Annotated in this window: 16 protein-coding genes; 6 read left to right on the top strand and 10 right to left on the bottom strand. The window is 74.0% G+C overall.

Annotated features, from left to right (window positions below):
• Positions 1-18: 18 nt before the first annotated feature.
• From hemE to hemL, 6 genes are all read left to right on the top strand, one after another.
• Positions 19-1071, top strand: coding sequence for a uroporphyrinogen decarboxylase (hemE, locus tag GD632_RS08170; protein WP_152190810.1), 1053 nt, complete (start codon positions 19-21; stop codon positions 1069-1071).
• Entirely contained in the window at positions 1068-2495 is a 1428-nt protein-coding gene (locus GD632_RS08165) for a protoporphyrinogen/coproporphyrinogen oxidase (protein ID WP_152190808.1), read from the top strand. The genes hemE and GD632_RS08165 overlap by 4 nt, the downstream gene beginning before the upstream one ends.
• 63 nt (positions 2496-2558) lie before the next feature.
• Entirely contained in the window at positions 2559-3515 is a 957-nt protein-coding gene (gene hemC, locus GD632_RS08160) for a hydroxymethylbilane synthase (protein ID WP_226924748.1), read from the top strand.
• The gene (locus GD632_RS08155) at positions 3512-4273 is read left to right on the top strand and encodes a uroporphyrinogen-III synthase (protein ID WP_152190803.1); all 762 of its coding nucleotides are present in this window, start codon (positions 3512-3514) and stop codon (positions 4271-4273) included. Before hemC ends, GD632_RS08155 begins: the two co-directional genes overlap by 4 nt.
• A complete protein-coding gene (hemB, locus tag GD632_RS08150) occupies positions 4270-5250 on the top strand; it encodes a porphobilinogen synthase (RefSeq protein WP_152190801.1) in 981 nt (326 codons plus the stop codon). Before GD632_RS08155 ends, hemB begins: the two co-directional genes overlap by 4 nt.
• Positions 5251-5273: 23 nt before the next feature.
• Positions 5274-6617, top strand: a complete 1344-nt coding sequence (gene hemL / locus GD632_RS08145; protein ID WP_152190799.1) for a glutamate-1-semialdehyde 2,1-aminomutase — start codon at positions 5274-5276, stop codon at positions 6615-6617.
• Between the two features lie 147 nt (positions 6618-6764).
• Here hemL and GD632_RS08140 read toward each other — a convergent pair whose 3' ends face one another.
• The 10 genes from GD632_RS08140 to gltX all read right to left on the bottom strand — a co-directional run bounded on the left by GD632_RS08140 (position 6765) and on the right by gltX (position 21137).
• A complete protein-coding gene (locus tag GD632_RS08140; protein WP_152190797.1) occupies positions 6765-8690 on the bottom strand; it encodes a DUF4127 family protein in 1926 nt (641 codons plus the stop codon).
• A gap of 39 nt (positions 8691-8729) precedes the next feature.
• Positions 8730-9524, bottom strand: a complete 795-nt coding sequence (locus GD632_RS08135; protein ID WP_452176648.1) for a carbohydrate ABC transporter permease — start codon at positions 9522-9524, stop codon at positions 8730-8732.
• A gap of 109 nt (positions 9525-9633) precedes the next feature.
• Positions 9634-10554, bottom strand: coding sequence for a carbohydrate ABC transporter permease (locus tag GD632_RS08130; protein WP_152190792.1), 921 nt, complete (start codon positions 10552-10554; stop codon positions 9634-9636).
• Entirely contained in the window at positions 10554-11849 is a 1296-nt protein-coding gene (locus GD632_RS08125) for an ABC transporter substrate-binding protein (RefSeq protein WP_152190790.1), read from the bottom strand. Before GD632_RS08125 ends, GD632_RS08130 begins: the two co-directional genes overlap by 1 nt.
• A gap of 70 nt (positions 11850-11919) precedes the next feature.
• On the bottom strand, positions 11920-13536 hold the full coding sequence (locus GD632_RS08120) for an FAD-dependent oxidoreductase (protein WP_152190787.1): 1617 nt from the start codon (positions 13534-13536) through the stop codon (positions 11920-11922).
• A 30-nt stretch (positions 13537-13566) separates the two neighbouring features.
• Complete coding sequence (locus GD632_RS08115; protein ID WP_152190785.1) at positions 13567-14604, bottom strand: LacI family DNA-binding transcriptional regulator; 1038 nt, start codon at positions 14602-14604, stop codon at positions 13567-13569.
• Between the two features lie 304 nt (positions 14605-14908).
• Positions 14909-16171: an AGE family epimerase/isomerase gene (locus tag GD632_RS08110; RefSeq protein ID WP_152190783.1), complete on the bottom strand. Its 1263-nt coding sequence runs from the start codon at positions 16169-16171 to the stop codon at positions 14909-14911.
• 77 nt (positions 16172-16248) lie between these two features.
• Positions 16249-17328 carry a WxL protein peptidoglycan domain-containing protein gene (locus tag GD632_RS08105; RefSeq protein ID WP_152190781.1) on the bottom strand — a complete coding sequence of 360 codons (1080 nt, stop codon included), beginning with the start codon at positions 17326-17328 and terminating at the stop codon, positions 16249-16251.
• A gap of 97 nt (positions 17329-17425) precedes the next feature.
• Entirely contained in the window at positions 17426-19324 is a 1899-nt protein-coding gene (locus GD632_RS08100; protein ID WP_193311406.1) for an alkaline phosphatase, read from the bottom strand.
• A 286-nt stretch (positions 19325-19610) separates the two neighbouring features.
• A complete protein-coding gene (gene gltX / locus GD632_RS08095; RefSeq protein ID WP_152190779.1) occupies positions 19611-21137 on the bottom strand; it encodes a glutamate--tRNA ligase in 1527 nt (508 codons plus the stop codon).

Genomic DNA, 21137 nt, shown 5'->3' with positions numbered 1-21137 from the left:
GGCAGGCACAATGGCTGCATGACTGCTCCAGGCCGCAACGTTAATACATCAGACGAAGTGCGTGGTCCCCTGCTGACCGCGTACTCCGGCCGGCGGCCCGAGCGCCTGCCGGTCTGGTTCATGCGCCAGGCCGGGCGTTCCCTGCCCGAGTACCACGAGGTGCGGCGTGGCGTCGGCATGCTCGAGGCGTGCCTGCGGCCCGAGCTGGCGACGGAGATCACCCTCCAGCCGGTCCGCCGGCACGGGGTGGACGCGGCGATCTTCTTCTCCGACATCGTCGTGCCGCTCCGCCTGGCCGGGGTGGACGTCGAGATCGTCCCCGGGGTGGGCCCGGTCATCGGCGACCCGGTCCGCACCGCCGCCGACGCCGAGCGCCTCGCCGCCCACGCCCCCGGTGACCACGGCGCCGTCCAGGAGGCCGTCCGCCTCACCGTCGCCGAGCTCGGCGAGGTCCCGCTCATCGGCTTCGGCGGCGCCCCGTTCACCCTCGCCGCGTACCTCGTCGAGGGCCGCCCCTCCCGCGACCACCTCGCCGCCCGCGGGCTCATGCACGCCGACCCGGCCACCTGGGACCGGGTGATGACGTGGGCCGCGGACCTCACCGGGGCGTTCCTGCGCGCGCAGGTCGAGGCCGGCGCCCGCGCCGTCCAGCTCTTCGACTCGTGGGCCGGCGGCCTGTCGCTGGCCGACTACACCGCCCACGCCGCCCCCTACAGCGCCCGCGCGCTGTCCCACGTCAAGGACCTCGGCGTCCCGATCGTCCACTTCGGCACCGGCACGAGCGAGCTGCTCGGGGCCATGCGCGACGCCGGCGCGGACGTCGTCGGCGTCGACTACCGCCTCCCGCTGGACGAGGCGAGCCGCCGCCTCGGCGGGGCCACCCCGCTCCAGGGCAACATCGACCCGGCCCTCCTCACCGCCACGTGGGAGGTCCTCGAGGCACACGTGCGCGACGTCGTCGAGCGCGGCCGCCGGGCCCCCGCCCACGTCCTCAACCTCGGCCACGGCGTCCCGCCGACCACCGACCCCGGCGTGCTCACCCGGATCGTCGAGCTCGCCCACAGCCTGTGACGGACGAGCGTGAGGCCGTCGTCGTCGGCGCGGGGATGGGGGGCCTCACCGCCGCCCACGCCCTCGCCGCGGCGGGGCTGCGTCCCCTCGTCCTCGAGGCGGGCGACCGGGTCGGCGGGCTCGTCCAGCACGCCCGGGTGGGCGGCATCGACGTCGACGCCGGCGCGGAGTCCTTCGCGCTGCGCCGCCCCGAGGTGGCCGACCTCGTCGCACGGCTCGGCCTCGAGCACGCGACCCCGGCGACCGCCTCGACGATCTGGCTCCCCGGTGGTGGCCGGGCGCTCACGACCCCGACCCGCTCCCTCCTCGGGATCCCGGCCGACCCGCTGGGCGACGACGTCGTCGCGATCGTCGGTCCCGACGCCGCCGCGCGCGCCGCCGCCGACCTCTCGCTCGACCCCGCCGCGGGTGCCGAGGCCGTCTCGCTCGCCGAGCTCGTCACCGTGCGGATGGGCGCGGACCTCCTCGAGCGGCTCGTGCGGCCGGTGGCCCGCGGCATCCACGGGGCGGACCCCGAGAACCTCGCCGTCGACGCCGTCGCGCCGGGGCTGCGGGGCGCGCTCGTCACCCACGGCTCGCTCGCGGCGGCCGTGGCCGCGACGGTCCCGGACGGGCCGGCGGTGGGCTGCGTCGTCGGTGGGATGTGGCGCTTGCCGGCGGCCCTCGCCGCGAGCGCGGAGGTCCGCACCGGGACCCGGGTGACGGCGGTCGAGCGGGAGGCCGACGGCACGTGGGTGGTCCACGTGGACGACGACGCCGCACCGCCCGTCCGCACACGCCGGCTCGTCCTCGCCGTGCCCGGTCCCGAGACGGTGGGGCTGCTCTCCGGTGTCCTGCCCGGGGAGGTGCCCGAGCTCCGCGCGGGGCACCCGATCGTCCAGGTCACCCTCGTGCTCGAGGCGCCCGAGCTGGACGCCGCGCCGCTCGGCTCCGGGGCGCTCGTCGGCCCGGACGCCGAGGTCCGGACCAAGGCGCTCACCCACGCGACCGCGAAGTGGGCGTGGCTGGCCCGCACCACCCCGCCGGGGGTCCACGTGCTCCGCCTGTCCTACGGGCGCGCAGGCGAGGACCCCGCGGCGACCGAGGCCGTCGACGCCGAGCTCGCCCGCGCGGACGCGCAGGCGCTCCTCGGCGTCCCGCTCGCCCCGGCGCAGGTGCTCGACAGCCTCCGGGTCCACCGTCCGCTGGGCCTGCCGCCCTCGGCCGCCGCGGACCCGGCGCTGCGCCCGCTCCTCGAGCGCGTGCGTGCGACGTCGGGGCTCGGCGTGTGCGGCGCCTGGGTCGCCGGCACCGGGGTGGCCGCGGTGGTGGCCCAGGCCGAGCAGGAGGCCCGGCGCCTCCTCGAGGGCCCCGGGGCGCGCGACGGCTCGACGCCCGGGAGCACCTCCCCGCTCTCCGCGGTCCACCCGCCCATCCTCGACTGACGGGCCCCCGGGGCGACGGAGGTCACCTCGACTTCGATTCCCCGGGGTGTGCACACTGGGGAGGTGACCCCTCCCCCTCTTCGGCTCGGCACGCGCGCCTCGACGCTGGCGCTCACGCAGTCCACCACCGTGGCGAAGGCGCTGGAGGCGGTGACCGGCCGGGAGGTCGAGCTCGTCCGCATCCGCACCGAGGGCGACCGCAACCGCGCCTCCCTCACCACCCTCGGCGGCACCGGGGTCTTCGCGGCGGCGCTGCGCGAGGCGCTGCTCGCCGGGGAGTGCGACCTCGCCGTCCACTCCCTCAAGGACCTGCCCACCGCGCCGACGCCCGGCCTGTCGATCGGCGCGCTGCCCGAGCGCGCCGACTCCCGCGACGTCCTGTGCGCCCGCGACGGCTGGACGCTGCAGACCCTCCCCGAGGGAGCGCGCGTCGGCACCGGCTCCCCGCGCCGGGCCGCCCAGCTCCTCGCCGCCCGTCCCGACCTCGACATCGTCGACATCCGCGGCAACGTCGAGACGCGCCTCGGGCGCGTGCAGCCCGGGGACCTCGACGCCGTCGTCCTCGCCCGCGCCGGCCTCGCCCGGGTCGACCGCCTCGGCGCCGTCACCGACACGCTCGACCCCGAGGTCGTCGTCCCCGCCCCCGGGCAGGGCGCCCTCGCCGTCGAGTGCCGCAGCGAGGACCTCGCCGACCCCGCGCACCCGCTCGCCGCGGGCCTGCGGCGGCTCGACGACCACGCCACCCGCCTGGCCGTCACCGCCGAGCGCGTCGTCCTGCGCGTCCTCGAGGCCGGCTGCGCGGCGCCGCTCGGCGCCCTCGCCCACCTGGAGGACGGGACGCTGCACCTGCACGCGACCGTCGTCGAGCACGACGGCAGCCGCCGCCTCAGCCACCGCGCCACCGTCACCCTCCCGGGTGACGACGCCGCCTCGCTCGCTGCGGCCGAGACCCTCGGCACCGACGTCGCGCACGCACTTCTCGAGGCGGGGGCCGCGAGCATCACCGGACGGCCCGCGTGAGCCTGGCCGGCCGCACCCTGCTCCTGCCCAGCACCGACGCCGCCGACCGCCTCGCCCGCGCCGCCGCGGAGCAGGGCGCCCGCACCGTCACCGCCGACCTCATCCGCCACGAGACGATCACCCCCACCGACGCGCTCGACGCCGCCCTCCGCGACGCCGGCACCGCCGACTGGGTCGCCCTCACCAGCGCCACCACCGTCGCCGTCCTCGCCGAGCGCGCGGCGGCCCTGGGGACGACGACGGCGCAGCTGCTCGCCCGCCCGCGCGTCGCCGTCGTCGGCCGGGCGACCGGCGCCGCCCTCGCCGCGCACGGCGTCGAGGCGGACCTCGTCCCGCCGGCGCGCTCGAGCGCCACCGACCTCCTCGCCGTCTGGCCCGCGGGCACCGGCACCGTCCTCGTGCCCCGCTCGGAGATCGCCGCCCCCACCCTCGTCGCGGGCCTGCGGGAGCGCGGCTGGGACGTGCGGGACGTCGTCGCCTACCGGACGCTGCCGGTGACGGAGCCCGACCCCGCGGTCGCCGCGATGCTCGACGGCGGAGGCGTCGACGTCGTCGTCCTCACGTCGGGGAGCACCGCGAGCGCCTTCGCCGCCCTCTACGGCACCACCGTGCCCGCCCGGCTGTGCGCGATCGGCGCGAGCACCGCCGACGCCGCCCGCCGCGCGGGGCTCCCGGTGCACGCCGTCGCCGACCACCAGACCACCGCCGGCCTGCTCGCCGCCGCGGCGCACGCCCTCACCACCGGAGCCCGCCCATGACGCACCAGTTCCCCGCCGCCCGCCCGCGCCGCCTGCGCCGCAGCCCCGCGATGCGACGGCTCGTCGCGGAGACCCGCCTGCACGCCGCGGACCTCGTCCTGCCGATGTTCGTCAAGGAGGGCCAGGCGGAGCCCGCGCCGATCGCGTCGATGCCGGGTGTCGTCCAGCACTCGATGGACTCCCTGCGGCGCGCGGCGGTCGAGGCCGCCGAGGCCGGGGTCGGCGGGCTCATGCTCTTCGGCGTCCCGGCCACGCGTGACGCCGTCGGGTCCTGCGCCACGGACCCCGGCGGGATCCTCAACGCCGGCCTGCGCGCGCTCGTCGAGGAGGTGGGGGACGCCGTCGTCGTCATGTCCGACCTGTGCCTGGACGAGTTCACCGACCACGGCCACTGCGGCGTGCTCACCGCCGACGGCACCGTCGACAACGACGCGACCCTCGACCGCTACGCCGAGATGGCCCTCGCGCAGGCGGAGACCGGCGCCCACCTGCTCGGGCTGTCCGGGATGATGGACGGGCAGACCGCGGCGGTGCGGGCCGCGCTCGACGGCGCGGGGCACACCGACGTCGCGGTCCTCGCCTACTCCGCGAAGTACGCCTCGGCCTTCTACGGGCCCTTCCGCGACGCGGTCGACTCCGCGCTCCAGGGTGACCGCCGTACCTACCAGATGGACGCCGGCAACCGCCGCGAGGGGCTGCGCGAGGCGACGCTCGACCTCGCCGAGGGCGCCGACGTCGTCATGGTCAAGCCCGCGATGAGCTACCTCGACGTCCTGTCCGACGTCGCCGCCCACTCCCCCGTGCCCGTCGCCGCCTACCAGGTGTCCGGGGAGTACGCGATGATCGAGGCCGCGGCGGCGCAGGGCTGGATCGACCGGCGCCGCGCGATCGAGGAGTCCCTGCTCGGCATCCGCCGCGCCGGCGCGGACCTGACCCTCACGTACTGGGCGACCGAGGTCGCCGGCTGGCTGCGCTGACCACCCACCCGCAAAGGAACCCGATGCTGCCCACCGACCCGATGGACGAGATCTTCAGCTCCGCGCGCGCCGTCATCCCCGGCGGGGTGAGCTCCCCGGTGCGCGCCTACGGCTCGGTGGGCGGGGTGCCCCGCTTCGTCGCCGCCGCACGCGGCCCGCACGTCACCGACGTCGCGGGGCGCGAGTACGTCGACCTCGTCATGTCGTGGGGGCCGGGGCTGCTCGGCCACGCGCACCCGGAGGTCGTCGACGCCGTCCAGCAGGCGGCGGCGCGCGGGCTGTCCTTCGGGGCGCCGACGGTCGCGGAGGTGGAGCTGGCCGAGGTGATCCGTGAGCGCGTGCCCCCGGCCCAGCGGGTGCGCCTCGTCTCGACCGGGACCGAGGCGACGATGACGGCGATCCGGCTCGCCCGCGGGGCGACGGGGCGCGACCTCGTCGTGAAGTTCGCCGGCCACTACCACGGGCACGTCGACGCGCTCCTCGCCGAGGCGGGCTCCGGGGTGGCGACCTTCGGCATGCCCGGGTCGGCCGGGGTGACGGCGGCGACGACGGCCCAGACAATCGTCCTGCCCTACAACGACGCCCCCGCGCTCACCGAGGTCTTCGCCGCGCGCGGGCACGAGATCGCCGCGGTCATCACCGAGGCGGCCCCCGCCAACATGGGCGTCGTGCCGCCCGAGGCCGGCTTCAACGGGCTGCTGCGGCAGATGACCGAGGCCCACGGGGCGCTGCTCATCCTCGACGAGGTGCTCACCGGCTTCCGCGTCCACCGCTCCGGCTGGTGGGGCCTGGAGCGCGCCTCCGCCGGCGACGGCGGCACGCGCGCCTGGGAGCCGGACCTCGTTACCTTCGGCAAGGTCGTCGGCGGCGGGATGCCGCTCGCCGCGGTCGGCGGGCGGGCCGAGCTCATGGACCTCCTCAGCCCCCTCGGCCCGGTCTACCAGGCGGGCACGCTCTCGGGGAACCCGCTGGGGACGGCGGCCGGCCTGGCGACCCTGCGGCTCGCCGACGACGCGGTCTACGCGCGGGTGGACTCGGCGGCCGGTGCCGTCGCCGACGCCGTGGGCGCCGCGCTCGACGCCGAGGGTGTCCCCCACCGGGTCCAGCGGGCCGGCAGCCTGTTCTCGGTCTTCTTCGGCGAGGCGGCGGCCGCCGCGCCGGTGCGGGACTACGCCGCCGTCCAGGCGCAGGACGCCTTCCGCTTCCCGCCGTTCTTCCACGCGATGCTCGACGCCGGGGTCGCCCTGCCGCCGTCGGTCTTCGAGGCGTGGTTCCTCTCCGCCGCGCACGACGACGCCGCCGTCAGCCGCGTCCTCGACGCCCTGCCCGCGGCTGCGAAGGCCGCTGCCGCCGCCCGGCCGGCCTAGACCCGCCGCCGACAGCCGGGTCCTCCGCGCTGCTGATCCTGCTCGGCGCGGCTGACGTCTCAGCCGCCCGGAGCAGGATCAGCAGCGGGGTCCACGGTGTGCCGGGCTCGCTGCCCGCCGACGTGCGCCGAGGGACGACGAGCGAGGTCAGCGGGTGAGCGCGGACCGCCGGCGCACGAGGAGGAGCGTCGCTCCCCCGAGGAGGAGCGCCCCGACCAGCCCGGCCGCGGCGGAGGTGGCCGCTCCCGTCGCCGGCAGGCGATCCGTGGACGGCGACGACGGCGCGGACGGTGCCGCCGTCCCGCCCGGCCCGGTCCCGGGCTCGGTGGGTGCCGGTGCCGTCGGCTCCCCGCTCGGGTCGTCGGTGGGCTCCTCCGTCGGCTCACCGGTCGGCTCGGTGGGCTCCGGCTCCGGCTCCGGTGCGACCAGCCGCACCTGGGGCTCCAGCTCCGCCTCGAACAGCCGCGGCCACGGCAGCGCGACGTGCGTGGAGACGAGCTCTCCGATCGTCGCGTCCGCGGCGCCGGGGGCCAGCACGGCGGTGCGCCCGGCGAAGTGCTCGGCGTGGAACTCCTCGGTCAGCGGCACAAGACGCTCGACGACGAAGGCCTCCATCACCTCGGTCTGCTCCTCGGTGAGGCCGAAGACGTTCCACCCGCGCTCCTGCGCCTCGGCGTAGGCAGCGGTCTGGACGTCGTTCTTCCACCGGTCGTCGAGGACGAAGCGGTGGAGCAGGTAGCTCACGTGCACCTCGGCCTGCTCGACGAGCTCCTCGACGGAGTCCCCCACGGATCCTGCCTCGAGGTAGGACCACCGCGCGAAGCCGTGCCCCGTCGCAATGCCGAGGGCGTTGCCGGCCGTGTTCCACGCCGAGTAGGACAGCAGCGAGGCGATCTCCACCGACTCCTCGAGCCGGTCGGTCAGCGCCCGCTCCGCCCGGTTGACCTCGAGCGCGTCGAGGACGATGACGTCCTCCCCCGCTTCCTCGAGCTCGGCCACCCGGGCGACGAAGGCGTCCAGGTCGGTCGCCCGGTCGCCGTCGTCGGCGGAGGGGGTGTTGACCAGGAGCCAGATGTCGGGCTCCTGCGCCACGACCGTCCCCCCGGCCGCCACGACGTGCCGCTCGATGTTCTCCGCGTAGCTCGTGTCCTCGAACGGCGCGACCCAGTCGGCGCCGTCGATGCCGGAGTACTCGACCGCCACGGCCGGGCTGGTGCCGTTGAGCCCCTGGACGAAGCGGCTCACGAGGGTGGCGTCGACCTCGTCGGCGCCCGGGAAGATCTGCACGGTGTCCTGCGCGCCGAGCTCCTCCACGAGTGCGCGCAGCTGCTCGCGCTCGGCGCGGTGCAGGCCGTAGGGCGCGGCGTCGTCCTGCGCGAGCACGAGGTGGTCGACGACGCCCTCGGCGGCCCACTCGACGAGCATGAGGTTGACCTCGTGGTTGCGCTCGCGCGCGGCCACGTAGTCGGCGAGGACGTCGTCAGGGATCTGCGCGCGGACCTCCTCGAGGTCACCGCGCAGCTCCTCGTGCCCGAGGTTCTCCACCCGGTCGGTGAGGATCGCCCACTGCTGGATGAGCGTGTAGTACAGCTCGGCGTTCTCTCCCAGAGCAGAGAGCGCCAACCGCTGGATCGTGTCGTAGACGTAGATCGGGGTGCCCGGGCGCTGCTCGCGCAGCTCCCGGAGCACCGACACGCGCTCGCGCGCCTCCGCCGCCGTGGCGGCGACGCCGGTCCGCGAGGCGATGAGCCCGCCGTAGGCGAGCATGCTCACCGACACGACGAAGCCGTCGGCGTCGTCCTGGTCGAGCAGCCACTGCCCGACGGCGTCACCGTCACCGGGCGTGGTGAAGGTGCCGACGAGGTCCTCGGGCGGCAGGACGACGTCGACGTCGGCGCTGGCCGCCGTCATCGTCGGGAAGTAGACGTTGGCGGGGCGGTCGTCGAGCGGCACGACGACGAGCCTGGGGTCGTCGTCGGCCACGTCGGCGGTGGCGGGCGCGGCGAGCAGGGCCGTCGCGAGCGCGGCAGTGGCGAGCGCAGCGGTGCCGCGGCGGGTGGGTCGGTCGGTCATGGGTCCTCACAGCGTCGTGATTCGGAAGGCGGGAAGGGGTCAGCCCTTGAGGCCGGTCTGGGCCAGCCCCTGGATGAACTGGCGTTGAGCGAAGATGAAGACGACGAGCACGGGCACGACCGTGAGGGTCGTCGCCGCGAGCTGGACGTTCCAGATCGGGCCGCCGTACGCGTCGACGTACTGCGTCAGCGCCTGCGGCAGGGTGAAGTTCTCTCGGCTGGAGAGGAAGACGATCGGCTCGAGGTACATGTTCCAGGACTTGAGGAACATGAAGATCGCGACAGCGGCCACGGCCGGGCGGGCGAGCGGGAAGGCGATCCGCCAGAAGATCCCGAACCGGGTGAGCCCGTCCATCCGGCCCGCCTCCTCCAGCTCGGCCGGCAGGGCGAGGAAGAACTGGCGCATGATGAAGGTGGCGAGCACGCTCGGCGCCCCGAGGATCGGGATGACCACGAGTGGCCAGTGCGTGTCGATGAGTCCCATGGCGTTGACCATCCGGAACAGCGGCACGATCGTCACCTCGATCGGCACGAGCAGCCCCACGAGGACGAGGACGAACAGGAAGTTCGCCCCCGGGAAGCGCACCCGGGCGAAGGCGTAGCCCGCCATCGAGGAGAAGAGGATCGTCCCCAGGGTGACGAGCAGCGCGATGTACAGGCTGTTCCAGTACTGCTGCGCGAAGGGCTGCAGCTCGAAGACCTGCCGGTAGGGCTCGAGCGAGGGGCTGGTCGGCCACAGGGTGGGCGGCACCCGCAGGATCTCGCTCGTCGTCTTCATGCTCGACGTCGCCATCCACCACGTGGGGAAGAGGAAGGGGACGCACGCCAGAGCCATGACGACGACGAGCACCCAGCGCCAGGGGCGGCGTCGGGGCCGCGGCCGTCGTGGCGTCGCGTCGGGCGGGGGCGCGAAGGTCGTCTCGCCGACGGCCTGGTCGACCAGGTCAGACTTCATGGAACACCCACCGCTTTCTCGTCTGCCACTGCACGAGCGTGAGGGCCAGGACGATGACGAAGAGCAGGACGGCGACGGCACTGGCGTAGCCGAACTGGTTGAACTCGAAGGCCTGGCGGTAGAGGTAGTAGACGAGCACCGTCGTCGTGTTCCCCGGCCCGCCCTTGGTGAGGACGTCGATGAGCGCGAAGGTCTCCAGCGAGCCGACGATCGTGAGGATCGAGACGAGCAGGAGCGTCGGGGAGATCATCGGCAGGACGATCGAGCGGAAGCGCCGCCACGGGCCTGCACCGTCGAGGGTCGCGGCCTCCTGGATCTCTTCCGGCACGCCCTGGAGGGCGGAGAGGAAGAGGATCATGTTGAGGCCGACGTTCTTGAAGACTTGGACGACGACGACGGCGACCATCGCCGTCACGCTGCCCCGCAGCCAGTTCGGCCCGTCCACCCCGACGGAGCCGAGCGCGGAGTTGATCCCGCCGTCGGCCTGGAGGAGGAAGCCCCACACGATCGTCCACGCGACGAGGGAGACGACGACCGGTGAGAAGAAGGCGACCCGGAAGAAGGTCGTCCCCGGCAGCTTCTGGTTGAGGAGCACCGCCAGGCCGAGCGCCAGGCTGATGTTGAGCACGACGACCCCGACGGAGAACCAGAGGCTCGCGACGAGCGAGTCGCGCAGCGCCTGGTCCTGCAGCATCCGCTCGTAGTTGGCGGCGCCAGCGAACGTGAAGGTGTTCGCCAGGACGTTCCACTCGTGCAGCGAGTACCAGATCACCGCGATCAGCGGCCCGACGACGAACAGGAGACTGCCCGCGATGACGGGGGCGGTGAAGGCGTAGCCCCAGGCGGCGTCGCGCCGCCGCCAGGCGGACCGGCGCGGCCGGCCCGCCCGGGTGCCGGTGAGGACGGCCATCAGTTCTCGAGCAGAGGCTCGATGGCCGAGCACACGGTGCCGAGGACAGCCTCGACGTCGGCGGACGGGCTCCACAGCTCGTCGAGGGCGCCGCGGACCGCGGCGTCGAGCTGGGCGAAGTTGCGGTGGGCCGGCTTCACCTGGGCGTCGACGATGCTGCTGATGACGGCGGTCTCGAGCTGCTCGGGCGACAGCAGCGGGTTCGCGTCGCCGAGCACGTCGACGGTGAGGAGGGACTCCCGCGGCGGCGGGAAGTAGGCGGCGAGCTTCTCGGCGCTCTCCGGGCTGGTGAAGTAGGCGAGGAAGTCCGCCGCGATCTCGGGGTTCTCGGAGTTGGCGAGGACGCCGATGCCGGCCTGGCCGATGACGTCCTGCTGGCCGGCGGGGCCGGCGGGCAGCGGGACGACGTCCCACTCGAAGGACCCGTCGAGCGAGGCGGCCCGGGAGATCTGCGTGATGGTCATCGTCACGTCACCGGCGAAGAAGTCGCTGCTCGTGCCGGGGCCGGGCATGGCGGCCTGCTCGAAGGCGGCGTCGTGGAACCACGTCATCGCCTCGACCATCTCGGGCTCGGTGAAGGTGCACTGCGTCCCGTCCTCGGACCACGGCGTGGCGTCCCAGCCGTCCCACACCGTGGCGAGGTTGCCCCAGCCGGCGTAGTCGAAGTCGCGCACGACGAGCCCTGCGCCGCCGAGCTCCTCCGCGCTGGCCGCCGAGATGTCGCGGGCGGCGTCGTAGGTCCACTCCCCCGCGGCGAGCAGCTCGGCCGGGTTCTCCTGCCCGGACTCCGCGACACGGTCGGTGTTGACGAACATGACGAACGGGGAGTTGGAGAAGGGGTAGGCGTAGACGCCGTCCCCGTCCGACCACAGGGACAGCGCGGAGTCGAGGAGGTCGTCGAACTGGTAGCCCTCCTCGCCCTCGAGGGTGGGCCGGATGTCGGTGAGCGCACCGCTCTCGACGAACTCCGGTGCCGAGCTCTCGAAGATCCACGCGAGGTCCGGGGCGTTGCCGCCCGCCAGCTGGGTGGTGAGTGTCGTCGTGTAGTCCTCGAAGGGCAGCGGCTCGAAGGTCACGCTCGCGACGGTGTCCGGGTGCTCGTCGACGTAGTCGGCGGCGATCTCGTCGAAGAGCGCGAGCTGGCTCTCGTCGGCGGTCCAGACGGTCATCCGAAGGTCGACGGGCGAGTCGGGCGTGGCGGCCGTGCCGTCGCCGTCGGCGTCGCCGCCGCATGCGGCGAGGGAGCCGACGCACAGGACGGCGAGGGCAGGAACCAGAGTTCGACGGTGAACCATCTTGTCTCCTTCATCAGGGGTGGTGCCGAGCGCCGGACGGCGTCGGTGGAGGGGCTGGGCGGGTGCCGGGTCAGTACCCATAGACGCCGTCCGGCCAGTGGAGCTCCACGCCGTCGGCGAGGAGGCGAGAGCGCAGCTGGTGCACGAGGGCGGGGTCGCCGTGGACCTGGTGCGGGGTGGTGCGGTCGGTGATCGACGTGGCAGCGAGCACGCCCGCGACCTCCCCGATGTTCCACTCCACCGGGTGCAGCCGGTAGCAGCCGTTGGTGATGTGGGTGGTGCCGATGTTCTTCGCCGCCGCGAGCAGGTTGGTCACCCGCTGCGGGACGAGGGCGCCGAGCGGGATCTCGAAGGGTGCAGAGCCGACGTCGACGTAGTTGTCGCCCCCGGTCGAGGGGTGCAGGTCGATGCGGTACATGCCCACGCCGACGCTGTCGGGGTAGCGGCGCGAGCCGGCGTCCCCGCGGACGGCGAGGGAGACGTCCTGCTCCCGGATCGTCTCGAGCGCGCGGATGCGGCGTCCCTCCCGGTGGTAGGGGGCCATCGCCAGACCGTCCTCGGTGCCCATGACGTCCGGGCGCAGGCGCAGCCCGGGCCAGCCGGCCCCGCCGTCGGGGCGTGGGGCCTCGGTCTGCATCCAGTAGAGCATCGAGAGGCTGAGCTGGCGGGCGTCCTCGAGCCGGGCGGCGACGACGTCCTCGGGGACGTCGATGACCGGCCCCTCGAAGTAGTCGATGCTCGGCCAGTTCACGAGCGTGATGTCGCTGGGATAGGTGCCGGGCTCGAAGAGGTCCTTCGCCGCGATGCGGCGGAAGGTCCACAGGTTGCCGTCACCGGGGTTGAGGCTCTGGTCGGCGAACACGGACAGCGGCTCGTCGCCGGGGTTGGGCGCGAAGTGCCGCTCGGTGATCTCCAGGGTCCGCGGGTGCGGGGCGGTCCAGCTGAGGAGGTTCCCGCCCCAGAAGTCGGGGCGGACCGAGCGCCAGTGGTCGTACTGGGCGGGACGCTCGATCGTGTGGTCCTCGCCGTCGATGTGGTCGACGGCGAAGCAGACCGACACGGCCTGGATGTTGTCCGGCTGCGCCTCGGCCGGCGCGCTCGGCTCCCCCGTCTCGGCGGAGGACTCGAAGCCGGTGACGTACTCGGTGCCGGACAGCGGCAGGAGGTCACCGGTCTCGGTCGCGTCGAGGACGTACTCGGCGCCGACCGTCGTGAGCTCGCCCGTGCGGAGGTCCTCGAGGGTGACGGAGCGGATCGCGTCGCCCTCGGTCTCGCAGGAGACGGGGCGGCGGTGCATGAGGACGCGCAGCTGTCCGCCGGAGACGTAGGGGGCGAGCATCTCGTCGATGACGGCAACGGCCACGCGGGGCTCGTGGCACAACTTGCTCACCCAGCCGGCGCCCGGGTTGAGGTCGCTCTTGCGGCGCGCGGCCTCCTTGAGCGGGTAGCTGCGTCGGTAGTAGTCACGGATGCCGTCGCGGAAGCGGCGGTAGGAGGACGTGCAGCCGAAGTCCTCGATCCACGGGTGCTCGTCCGGCGGGACGGCCTGGGAGGTGGACTGGCCACCGAGCCAGCCGAACTCCTCGGTGAGGATGACGGTCGCGCCGTGGCGCAGCGCGCCGAGCGCGCCCGCCACCCCGCCGAGCCCGCCGCCGACGACGAGGACCTGGGTGCGTAGTTCCACCAGTGTGTGCCTTTCTTCTGGCCGGGTGCCCGGCTACTGACGTGGGGCGACGGTCGCCCCGGGGACGAGGGTGCAGGGGATGCTCACCTGGAGGTCGCCGGCGGCAGCCGGGTCGGCCGCGAGCTGGCACAGGACGATGCGCAGGGCGTGGGCGCCCATCTCCCAGCGCGGGATGAGGAAGCCGCTCCAGTCGACGTCCTCGCCGTCGGGGCGCTCCGGGTCGCCCAGCCGGGCGATCGACAGGTCCCGGGGGACGTCGAGACCGCGGGCCAGGGCGGCCCGGCGCAGCGGGGCGGCGAGGTCGGAGGTGACGAGCGCGGCCGTGACGCCCGCGCCCTGGAGGGTGTCGAGGAAGGCGCCCGACTCGAGGTCCGGGGCGTCGAAGGTGACCGGCTGGAGCCCGGCGGCGGTCATCGCCTCGCGGTAGCCGCGGGAGCGGTCCTCGATGGACTCGTGGCCGGTGAACTCGTTGACGAGGACGATGCGCTCGTGGCCGAGGTCCACGAGCCGCTCGACGACGGCGCGGGTCGCCTCGCCGTAGGCGGCGGCCGCGTAGGGCGCCTGGCCCTCGGGCGCCTCGCGCCGGCCGACGAACGCGAAGGGGAAGTCCTGGCGCAGGAGCTCGGCGAGGTCCTCGGGGTAGCTGCGGCGCCCGAGGAGGACGCAGCCGTCGGCCACCCGCAGCCGCCCGACGCGGCCGGTGGAGACGAGGCTCTTGCCGGAGCGGCCGGACATCGAGGTGAACATGAGGAGGTCGACCCCGGAGCGCTCGGCCTCGTCCTCGATCCCCTCGAGGAAGGGGTAGTAGAAGTCACCGCCCGAGTGCGGGAAGACGGGCTCGTAGGTGTAGACGCCGACGATCGAGCTGCGGCCGCCCGCGAGCAGCTGCGCGCTGGGGTTGGCGGAGTAGCCGGTGACGGCGATCGCCTCGAGGACACGCTCGCGCACCTCGGCGCTGACCCGGCGCTGGGCGGCGCCGGTGCCGTTGAGCACCATCGACACGGTCGTCTGACTGACGCCCGCGAGGCGTGCGACATCCGCCTGCGTCGCGCGTCGTCCCTTGACCACCATCGCTGTCTCCTTCGACCGAGTGGTCTCCAGAGAAGTGGGTTTTGCGTAAAACTACAACCCACTCAATTTAGGCCAGGTCATGCGCACAACTCGGTGGCACATGCTGGCACTCGCGCACACCTCGACACACGACAGTGGTGTTTTGCGTATGACGTATGGGCCAGCGGCCCGAGCCACGCCAGGTGGACCAGGCCGACGGCGCCCCCACCGTGACGGCGGAGCGTCGGCTCGGCACTCGGCGTCAGTCGCGCCCCGGCAGCACTGCGCCGCGCTGCACTTTCGGGAGCAGGGTGCGACCGGACGGTCAGGCTCGGCGCAGGGCGCCCTCGCCCAGGGCGGAGGCGAAGGACGGGGTGAGCGGGACGTCGGCCATGAGCGCGGCCTGGTAGGCGTGGTACACGTCCGGCCTGCCCTCCCACGTCCCCGCCGCCGGGCGGTTGGCGGGGTCGAGCTCGTGGTGCCAGGAGCCGCCCTCGTGGTCGACGAGGTAGGAGTCGGCGTACCCCCACCAGCGCTCGAGGTCGGCGGCGTGGGCGGTGTCACCCGTCACGCGCTCCAGCACGGTGGACGTCGCGATGGCCTCGGTGACGACCCAGTGCATCCGCGCCCTGACCACGGGCTCTCCCGACCAGTCGGTCGTGTAGACGAAGCCCTCCGCGCCGTCGGCGTCCCACCCGTCGGCCACAGCCTGCGCCGCGAGCGCCACGGCGGCCTCGGGCAGGCCGGCCGGGGCGTCCGTGCCGAGCGTCGCATCGACGGCGAGGAGGAGACGCGCCCACTCCAGACCGTGACCCACGGTGGCGCCGTAAGGCTTGAACGGGTCGGCCGGGCGGTCGCGGTTGTGCTCGAGCAGCGGGGTCCAGTCGGTGGCGAAGTGCTCGGGGATGCGCCAGCCGTTCTCGCGCGCCCAGGTGGCGACGTGCGCGGAGATCCGCCCGGCACGCTGGTGCCAGCGGGCGTCGCCGGTGACGTCACCGGCGGCGAGGTAGGCCTCGACGCTGTGCATGTTCGCGTTGATGCCGCGGTAGGGGTCCAGCGTGGTCCACGCACGGTCCCACTCGTCGACGACGAGCCCGGCCTCCTCGTCCCAGAAGTGCTCGTCCTGGCCGGCGAGCGCGAGGTCGAGCAGCTCCTCGGCGCCGTCGACGCCCGCTGCGAGAGCAGAGCTCGCCGCGAGGACGACGAAGGCGTGGCCGTAGGCCTGCTTCGTCGTGTCCGACGGGCCGTCGGCGGTGACGGCGGCGAACCAGCCGCCGTGCTCGTCGTCGTGCAGCGGTCCGCGGAGGGCGCGCACGCCGTGGGCGGCGAGCGCCACGAGCTCCTCACGGTCGGGGCCGCGGAGGGCGGGCTCCTCGTCGGCGAGGACGCCGAGGCTGAACACGTGCGTCATCCGGCAGGCGATCCACAGCTCGACCGTGGACGGGTCCACCGCACCGTGCTCGTCGAGGTACCCGAAGCCGAGGTCGCAGCGCGCGGCGGCGGCGAAGCGCAGCAGCTCGGCGCGCTGGGCACGGCGGTAGTCGACGCTGCCCGGGCGGGTGTCGGTCGTGGGGCTGGAGTGCGTCATCTCGGTTCCTTCCGAATCGCGGCCGTCCATACCGTAGTGCGCCCCGCCCGGGGCAGCGGCCTCGGCAGTCCCCGCGGTCAGGTGGCGGTGGTCACGAGCTCGCGGGCGGCCTCGGCGCGGGCGGCGGCGACCGCCGCCTCCAGCCGCGCCCGGGCACGCCGGCGGCGGACCGCCACGAGCACCCCGAGCCCCGCCACGAGCACGAGGACCGCGAGCTGCGCCCACGGCAGCGCCCACAGCGAGACCGTCCCGACAGCGGCCAGCAGCTCCCCGGGGACCTCGTCGCTCCCCACGACCACCGGTGTCACGCCCACCTCGGCGCCGAGCCGGAACGTCGGCCAGGCCGGGACCGACGCGGTCTGCGTCGCGGACCGGCCCGGCAGGACCTCGCGCGGCCCGTCGACGGCGACCTCCCCGCCCCCGAGCCCGAGCAGCCCGGTCACGCGTGCGACCTGCGCCGCCCCCAGCCGCACGTTGCCCTCGTTCTCCACCGTCCACGACAGGTCCACCGTCCCGGGCGCGAAGGGGTTCCACGACGGCCGGTACTCGGCGCGCAGGTCCGCCACCCCGAGCGCCGGCACGATGTCCCCGGCCACCCGCAGGTGCAGCCGTGCACCGGCGCGCGAGTCGAGCGCGACCGAGCTGCCCTCCTCGTCGGTGCCCACGGAACGCAGCGAGGCGACGATCCCGGCGGGCTGGTCACCGGGCGTCGCGTCCTCCGGCACGGTGACCGTGAAGGGCACGACCGCGCTGCCCATCGGCTCGAGCACGACCGCGTCCTCGATCTCGACCCACGAGCCGGCCGCCTCGGGCGCGACGTCGCTGGGGAGCACGTCGAAGTTCCCGCCCGCGGTCACGGTGCCGTCCGAGGCGAGGAGCGCGAGCGTGATGGGTTCCTCCGAGTAGTTCGCCACCTCGACGTGGTCGGTGTGGCTCGCTCCCGGCTCCAGCTCGAGCCGGAAGGAGACGCGCCCGTCGGCGCCGTCGGGCCCGGCGGGCGCGATCCCGAAGGTCACCTGGTCCGCGGTGCCGGGCACGACGCCGGTCGCGTCACGGGAGTCGGTGGCCGGCACGTCGTCGGAGGGGACGACGTCGGTGGGCAGCGCCGTCGGGAGGACGACGACGGCGGCCGGGAGGGCGAGCAGGATGCTCGCCACGGTGGCGCGTAGGTGGGTCCTGCGCGGGTCCTTCGACGGGGCCGCGCCGGCCCCGCCGGTGGAGCGCCCCGGCGGGCACGGCAGTGTGGTGGTGTGGTCAGTCGACCGGGAAGAGGGTCACGGTCAGCGACCCGGCGTAGGCGCCGTCGCGGGTGTCGACCGGTACCTCGAGCTCGAGGTCCGCGTCGAGCACCGCGGTGCCGATGCGGCCCTCGGCGTCCGCGGACGCGAGGGTCTGCGCGGCGGCGAGGCCCGTACCGCCGGACATCACCGTGCGCACGCGCTCACCGGCGGTGACGCCGGCCTGCCTCTCCACGAGGCCGGGCGTCCAGCCGAGGTGCCCGGCGCGGATGGTGCGCTCGCCGTCGGAGACCAGTGCGGAGGCCTGGCCGGAGACGGACCAGCCGGCGGCCTCGGCGCGCGAGTCGGTGACGGACACGGTGGGCAGCGCGCCGTCGAGGCGGAGGCGGTCACCGGCGTGGCGGAGGTCGCCGAGCTCGACCTTGCCGTCGGCCACGCTGAGCACGAGGGTGCCGGGCAGGCCCGGGCCCTCGCCGTCACCGATCTTCGGGATCACGGCCTCGACCTCGATGCCGCCCTCGGACGGCTGGGTGGCCCACAGGTCGTCGAGGAGGAAGTTCGCGAGGTCGGTGTTGTCCAGGTAGCCCCCGCGCACCGGGTCGGTGCCGGTGGCGCGGGCGAAGAGCGTCTCCAGGCCCACGCCCTTGGCGAAGACCGGCACGAGCTGGTTGGTGTGGCTGCCGGAGTACCAGTCGACGTCCGGCAGCTCGCCGGCGGTCCCCTCCATCGGCGTCCAGCCCGGGTCCGAGCCGGCGCCGGCGAGGTAGCCGGTCTCGTGGTCGGCGGTGACGATGATGAGGGTGTTGTCCCAGCTGGCGTCGGTGTCCTCGGACTCGACCCACTCGACGGCGGCCTCGACGGACGCGTTGAAGTCCTGCGTCTCCTCGATGTTGCGCGCCGTGTCGTTGGCGTGGCCGGTCCAGTCGATGGCGCCACCCTCGACCATGAGGAAGAGGCCGTCCTCGTCCTGCTCGAGGACGTTGAGCGCGCCCGCCGTCATCGTCTCCAGGGACGGGACGTTGTCGTTGAGCGGCGTGTCGTAGGGGGCGGTCTCCTCGCCGTCGGCGGCGCGGCCCTGCTGCAGGGTCGAGGCGACCTGGGCGAGACCGAAGACGCGCTCGGGGACGTCCTCCCCGGCGGCGAGCGCCTCGAAGTCGGCCTTCTCCTCGATGTAGTCGAAGCCGGCCTGCCCGTCCTGCACGCGGGCGAGGTCGCTCTCGGAGATGTAGCCGTAGGAGGCCTCCGCGCGACGTTCACCGGAGTCGGTGAACTCCGGGTGCCCGGCGCCGAGGATGACGTCGACGTCGCTGCCGATCATCTCGGTGGCGATGCCCTGGTAGTCGTTGCGGTCGGCGTTGTGCGCGACGTACGAGGCGGGGGTGGCGTGGCTGAAGGGCACCGAGGAGACGACGCCGGCGGCGCGGCCGGTGGCGATCGCGCGCTCGGTGAGGTTCTCCACCCGGTTGCCCTCGTGGTCCAGGCCGGTGGCGCCGTTCGTCGTCTTGACGCCGGTGGCCATCGCGGTGCCCGCGGCGGCGGAGTCGGTGGCCGGCCCGTTGATGTACTGGAAGTCCGTCCACGCCTTCCCGGCGTCGTAGGAGTTGCCGTGCTGGAAGGTGGCCATGTTGGTCAGCGCCCAGTCCTCGTAGACCTGGACGGCCTCGCCCGGGAGCGTGCGGATCTTGCCGTCGGGGCCGCTGAGGACCTGGTAGCGGGCCTGCCCGGTCTCGTAGAGGTTGGTGCTGGCGACGTGGTTGTAACCCATGCCGTCACCGATGAAGACGATGACGTTCTCGGGGACGGTCGGCGTGTCCTCGGGGGCGGCGCTTGCAGCGGCGGCCGTGCCGACGAGGGCAGCGACGACTCCGGTGGCGATCAGACCGCGGCGGGTCAGGCCGCAAGGTCGGTGATCCATGGGGATGCTCACTCTCGACTCGATTCGTGCCCGCGGTGTGCGGGCGCCTCGGACGCTAGGAACCGGTGGTGAACCGGGAGGCGGAGTTGAGGGAACCGTCGGTGAACAGCAAGCGGCCGGCAGTCGAGACGATGCGGGGTCTGCTACCCCCGCAGGACGAGAACCGGCCCTTCGGACGAGCGGGCGGAGAACGGGACGACTCGTGAGCAGCTCGAGGCCGAGTGCGACCGGCCGCTCGCCGCGACCCGCCGAGAGGTGTGGTCCCGGCGCGGGCGCCGGGGATACGTCAGAGGCTGGCCCGGAGGGCGCGCAGGCGCGTGAGGGACGCGTCCTTGCCGAGGATCTCCATCGACTCGAACAGCGGCGGCGACACGCGCCGCCCGGTGATGGCCACGCGCAGCGGCGCGTAGGCGAAGCGCGGCTTGATGCCCATCTCCTCGACGAGCACCGCCTTGAGCGCCTCCTGCTGGGCCTCCGGGGAGAAGTCCTCCAGGCCCTCGAGGACCGCGATCGAGCGGTCGAGCACGTCGGCGGCCTCGGGGCGCAGGGCACCGCGCGCGTCCTCCTCCACGGCCACGGCGTCGTCGGCGACGAAGAGGAAGCCGAGCATCCCCGGCGCCTCGCCGAGCAGCGTCATGCGCTCCTGGACGAGCGGGGCCGCGGCGGTGAGCAGCGCCTGCTGCTCCGCGGTCAGCTCGTCGTAGGACCCGGCCGGGACCACGCCGGCGTCGCGCAGGTACGGCACGAGCCGTGCGCGGAAGTCCTCCGCCGGGAGCAGACGCAGATGGGTCGCGTTGATGGCCTCGGCCTTCTTGAGGTCGAAGCGGGCCGGGTTGGGGTTGACGTCGGCGACGTCGAAGGCCGCGACCATCTCCTCACGGCTGAAGATGTCGTTGTCCGGGGAGATCGCCCAGCCGAGCAGCGCGAGGTAGTTGAGCAGACCCTCGGGGGTGAAGCCCCGCTCGCGGTGGAGGAAGAGGTTGGACTCCGGGTCGCGCTTGGACAGCTTCTTGTTGCCCTCCCCCATGACGTAGGGCAGGTGCCCGAACTGCGGCATGACCGAGGCGACGCCGATGTCGAGCAGCGCCCGGTAGAGCACAACCTGGCGCGGGGTGGAGGACAGGAGGTCCTCACCGCGCAGCACGTGGGTGATGTTCATCAGGGCGTCGTCCACGGGGTTGACGAGCGTGTACAGCGGCTGGCCGTTGGCACGGACGATGACGAAGTCGGGAACCGAGCCGGCCTTGAAGCTGATCTCACCGCGCACGACGTCGGTGAACGCCACGTCCTCGTCGGGCATCCGGATGCGGAGCACCGGCTCGCGGCCCTCGGCGCGGAAGGCGGCCTTCTGCTCCTCGGTGAGCTCGCGGTCGTAGCCGTCGTAGCCGAGCTTCGGGTCGCGGCCCGCGGCGCGGTGGCGCGCCTCGATCTCCTCGGGGGTGGAGAAGGACTCGTAGGCGTGCCCCGCCTCGAGCAGCCGCTCGGCGACATCGGCGTAGAGGTCCATGCGCTGCGACTGCCGGTAGGGCTCGTGCGGCCCACCGACCTCCACGCCCTCGTCCCAGTCCAGCCCGAGCCAGCGCATCGCGTCGAGGAGCTGCTCGTAGCTCTCCTCGGAGTCACGGGCGGCGTCGGTGTCCTCGATCCGGAACACGAAGGTCCCGCCCACGTGGCGCGCGTAGGCCCAGTTGAACAGCGCCGTGCGGATGAGCCCGACGTGCGGGGTCCCGGTCGGCGAGGGGCAGAAGCGGACACGGACGGCGCCGGAGCGGGCGCCGTCGTCGGCAAGGGCGGGAGCGGGGTTCTCGGTCAT

The organism is Georgenia satyanarayanai, from assembly GCF_009193135.1.
In the GTDB taxonomy this organism is placed as follows: domain Bacteria; phylum Actinomycetota; class Actinomycetes; order Actinomycetales; family Actinomycetaceae; genus Oceanitalea; species Oceanitalea satyanarayanai.
The sequence above is the reverse complement of the archived record's forward strand: the minus strand, read 5'-3'. Positions and strand labels throughout refer to the sequence as shown.

Bases quoted from the DNA above. Each gene is read 5' to 3' on its own strand.
- hemE (WP_152190810.1), top strand. From the start codon at position 19: ATGACTGCTCCAGGCCGCAACGTTAATACATCAGACGAAGTGCGTGGT.
- hemB (WP_152190801.1), top strand. From the start codon at position 4,270: ATGACGCACCAGTTCCCCGCCGCCCGCCCGCGCCGCCTGCGCCGCAGC.
- hemL (WP_152190799.1), top strand. From the start codon at position 5,274: ATGCTGCCCACCGACCCGATGGACGAGATCTTCAGCTCCGCGCGCGCC.
- GD632_RS08140 (WP_152190797.1), bottom strand. From the start codon at position 8,690: ATGACCGACCGACCCACCCGCCGCGGCACCGCTGCGCTCGCCACTGCC.
- GD632_RS08135 (WP_452176648.1), bottom strand. From the start codon at position 9,524: ATGGCTCTGGCGTGCGTCCCCTTCCTCTTCCCCACGTGGTGGATGGCG.
- GD632_RS08130 (WP_152190792.1), bottom strand. From the start codon at position 10,554: ATGGCCGTCCTCACCGGCACCCGGGCGGGCCGGCCGCGCCGGTCCGCC.
- GD632_RS08125 (WP_152190790.1), bottom strand. From the start codon at position 11,849: ATGGTTCACCGTCGAACTCTGGTTCCTGCCCTCGCCGTCCTGTGCGTC.
- GD632_RS08115 (WP_152190785.1), bottom strand. From the start codon at position 14,604: ATGGTGGTCAAGGGACGACGCGCGACGCAGGCGGATGTCGCACGCCTC.
- GD632_RS08110 (WP_152190783.1), bottom strand. From the start codon at position 16,171: ATGACGCACTCCAGCCCCACGACCGACACCCGCCCGGGCAGCGTCGAC.
- GD632_RS08100 (WP_193311406.1), bottom strand. From the start codon at position 19,324: ATGGATCACCGACCTTGCGGCCTGACCCGCCGCGGTCTGATCGCCACC.
- gltX (WP_152190779.1), bottom strand. From the start codon at position 21,137: ATGACCGAGAACCCCGCTCCCGCCCTTGCCGACGACGGCGCCCGCTCC.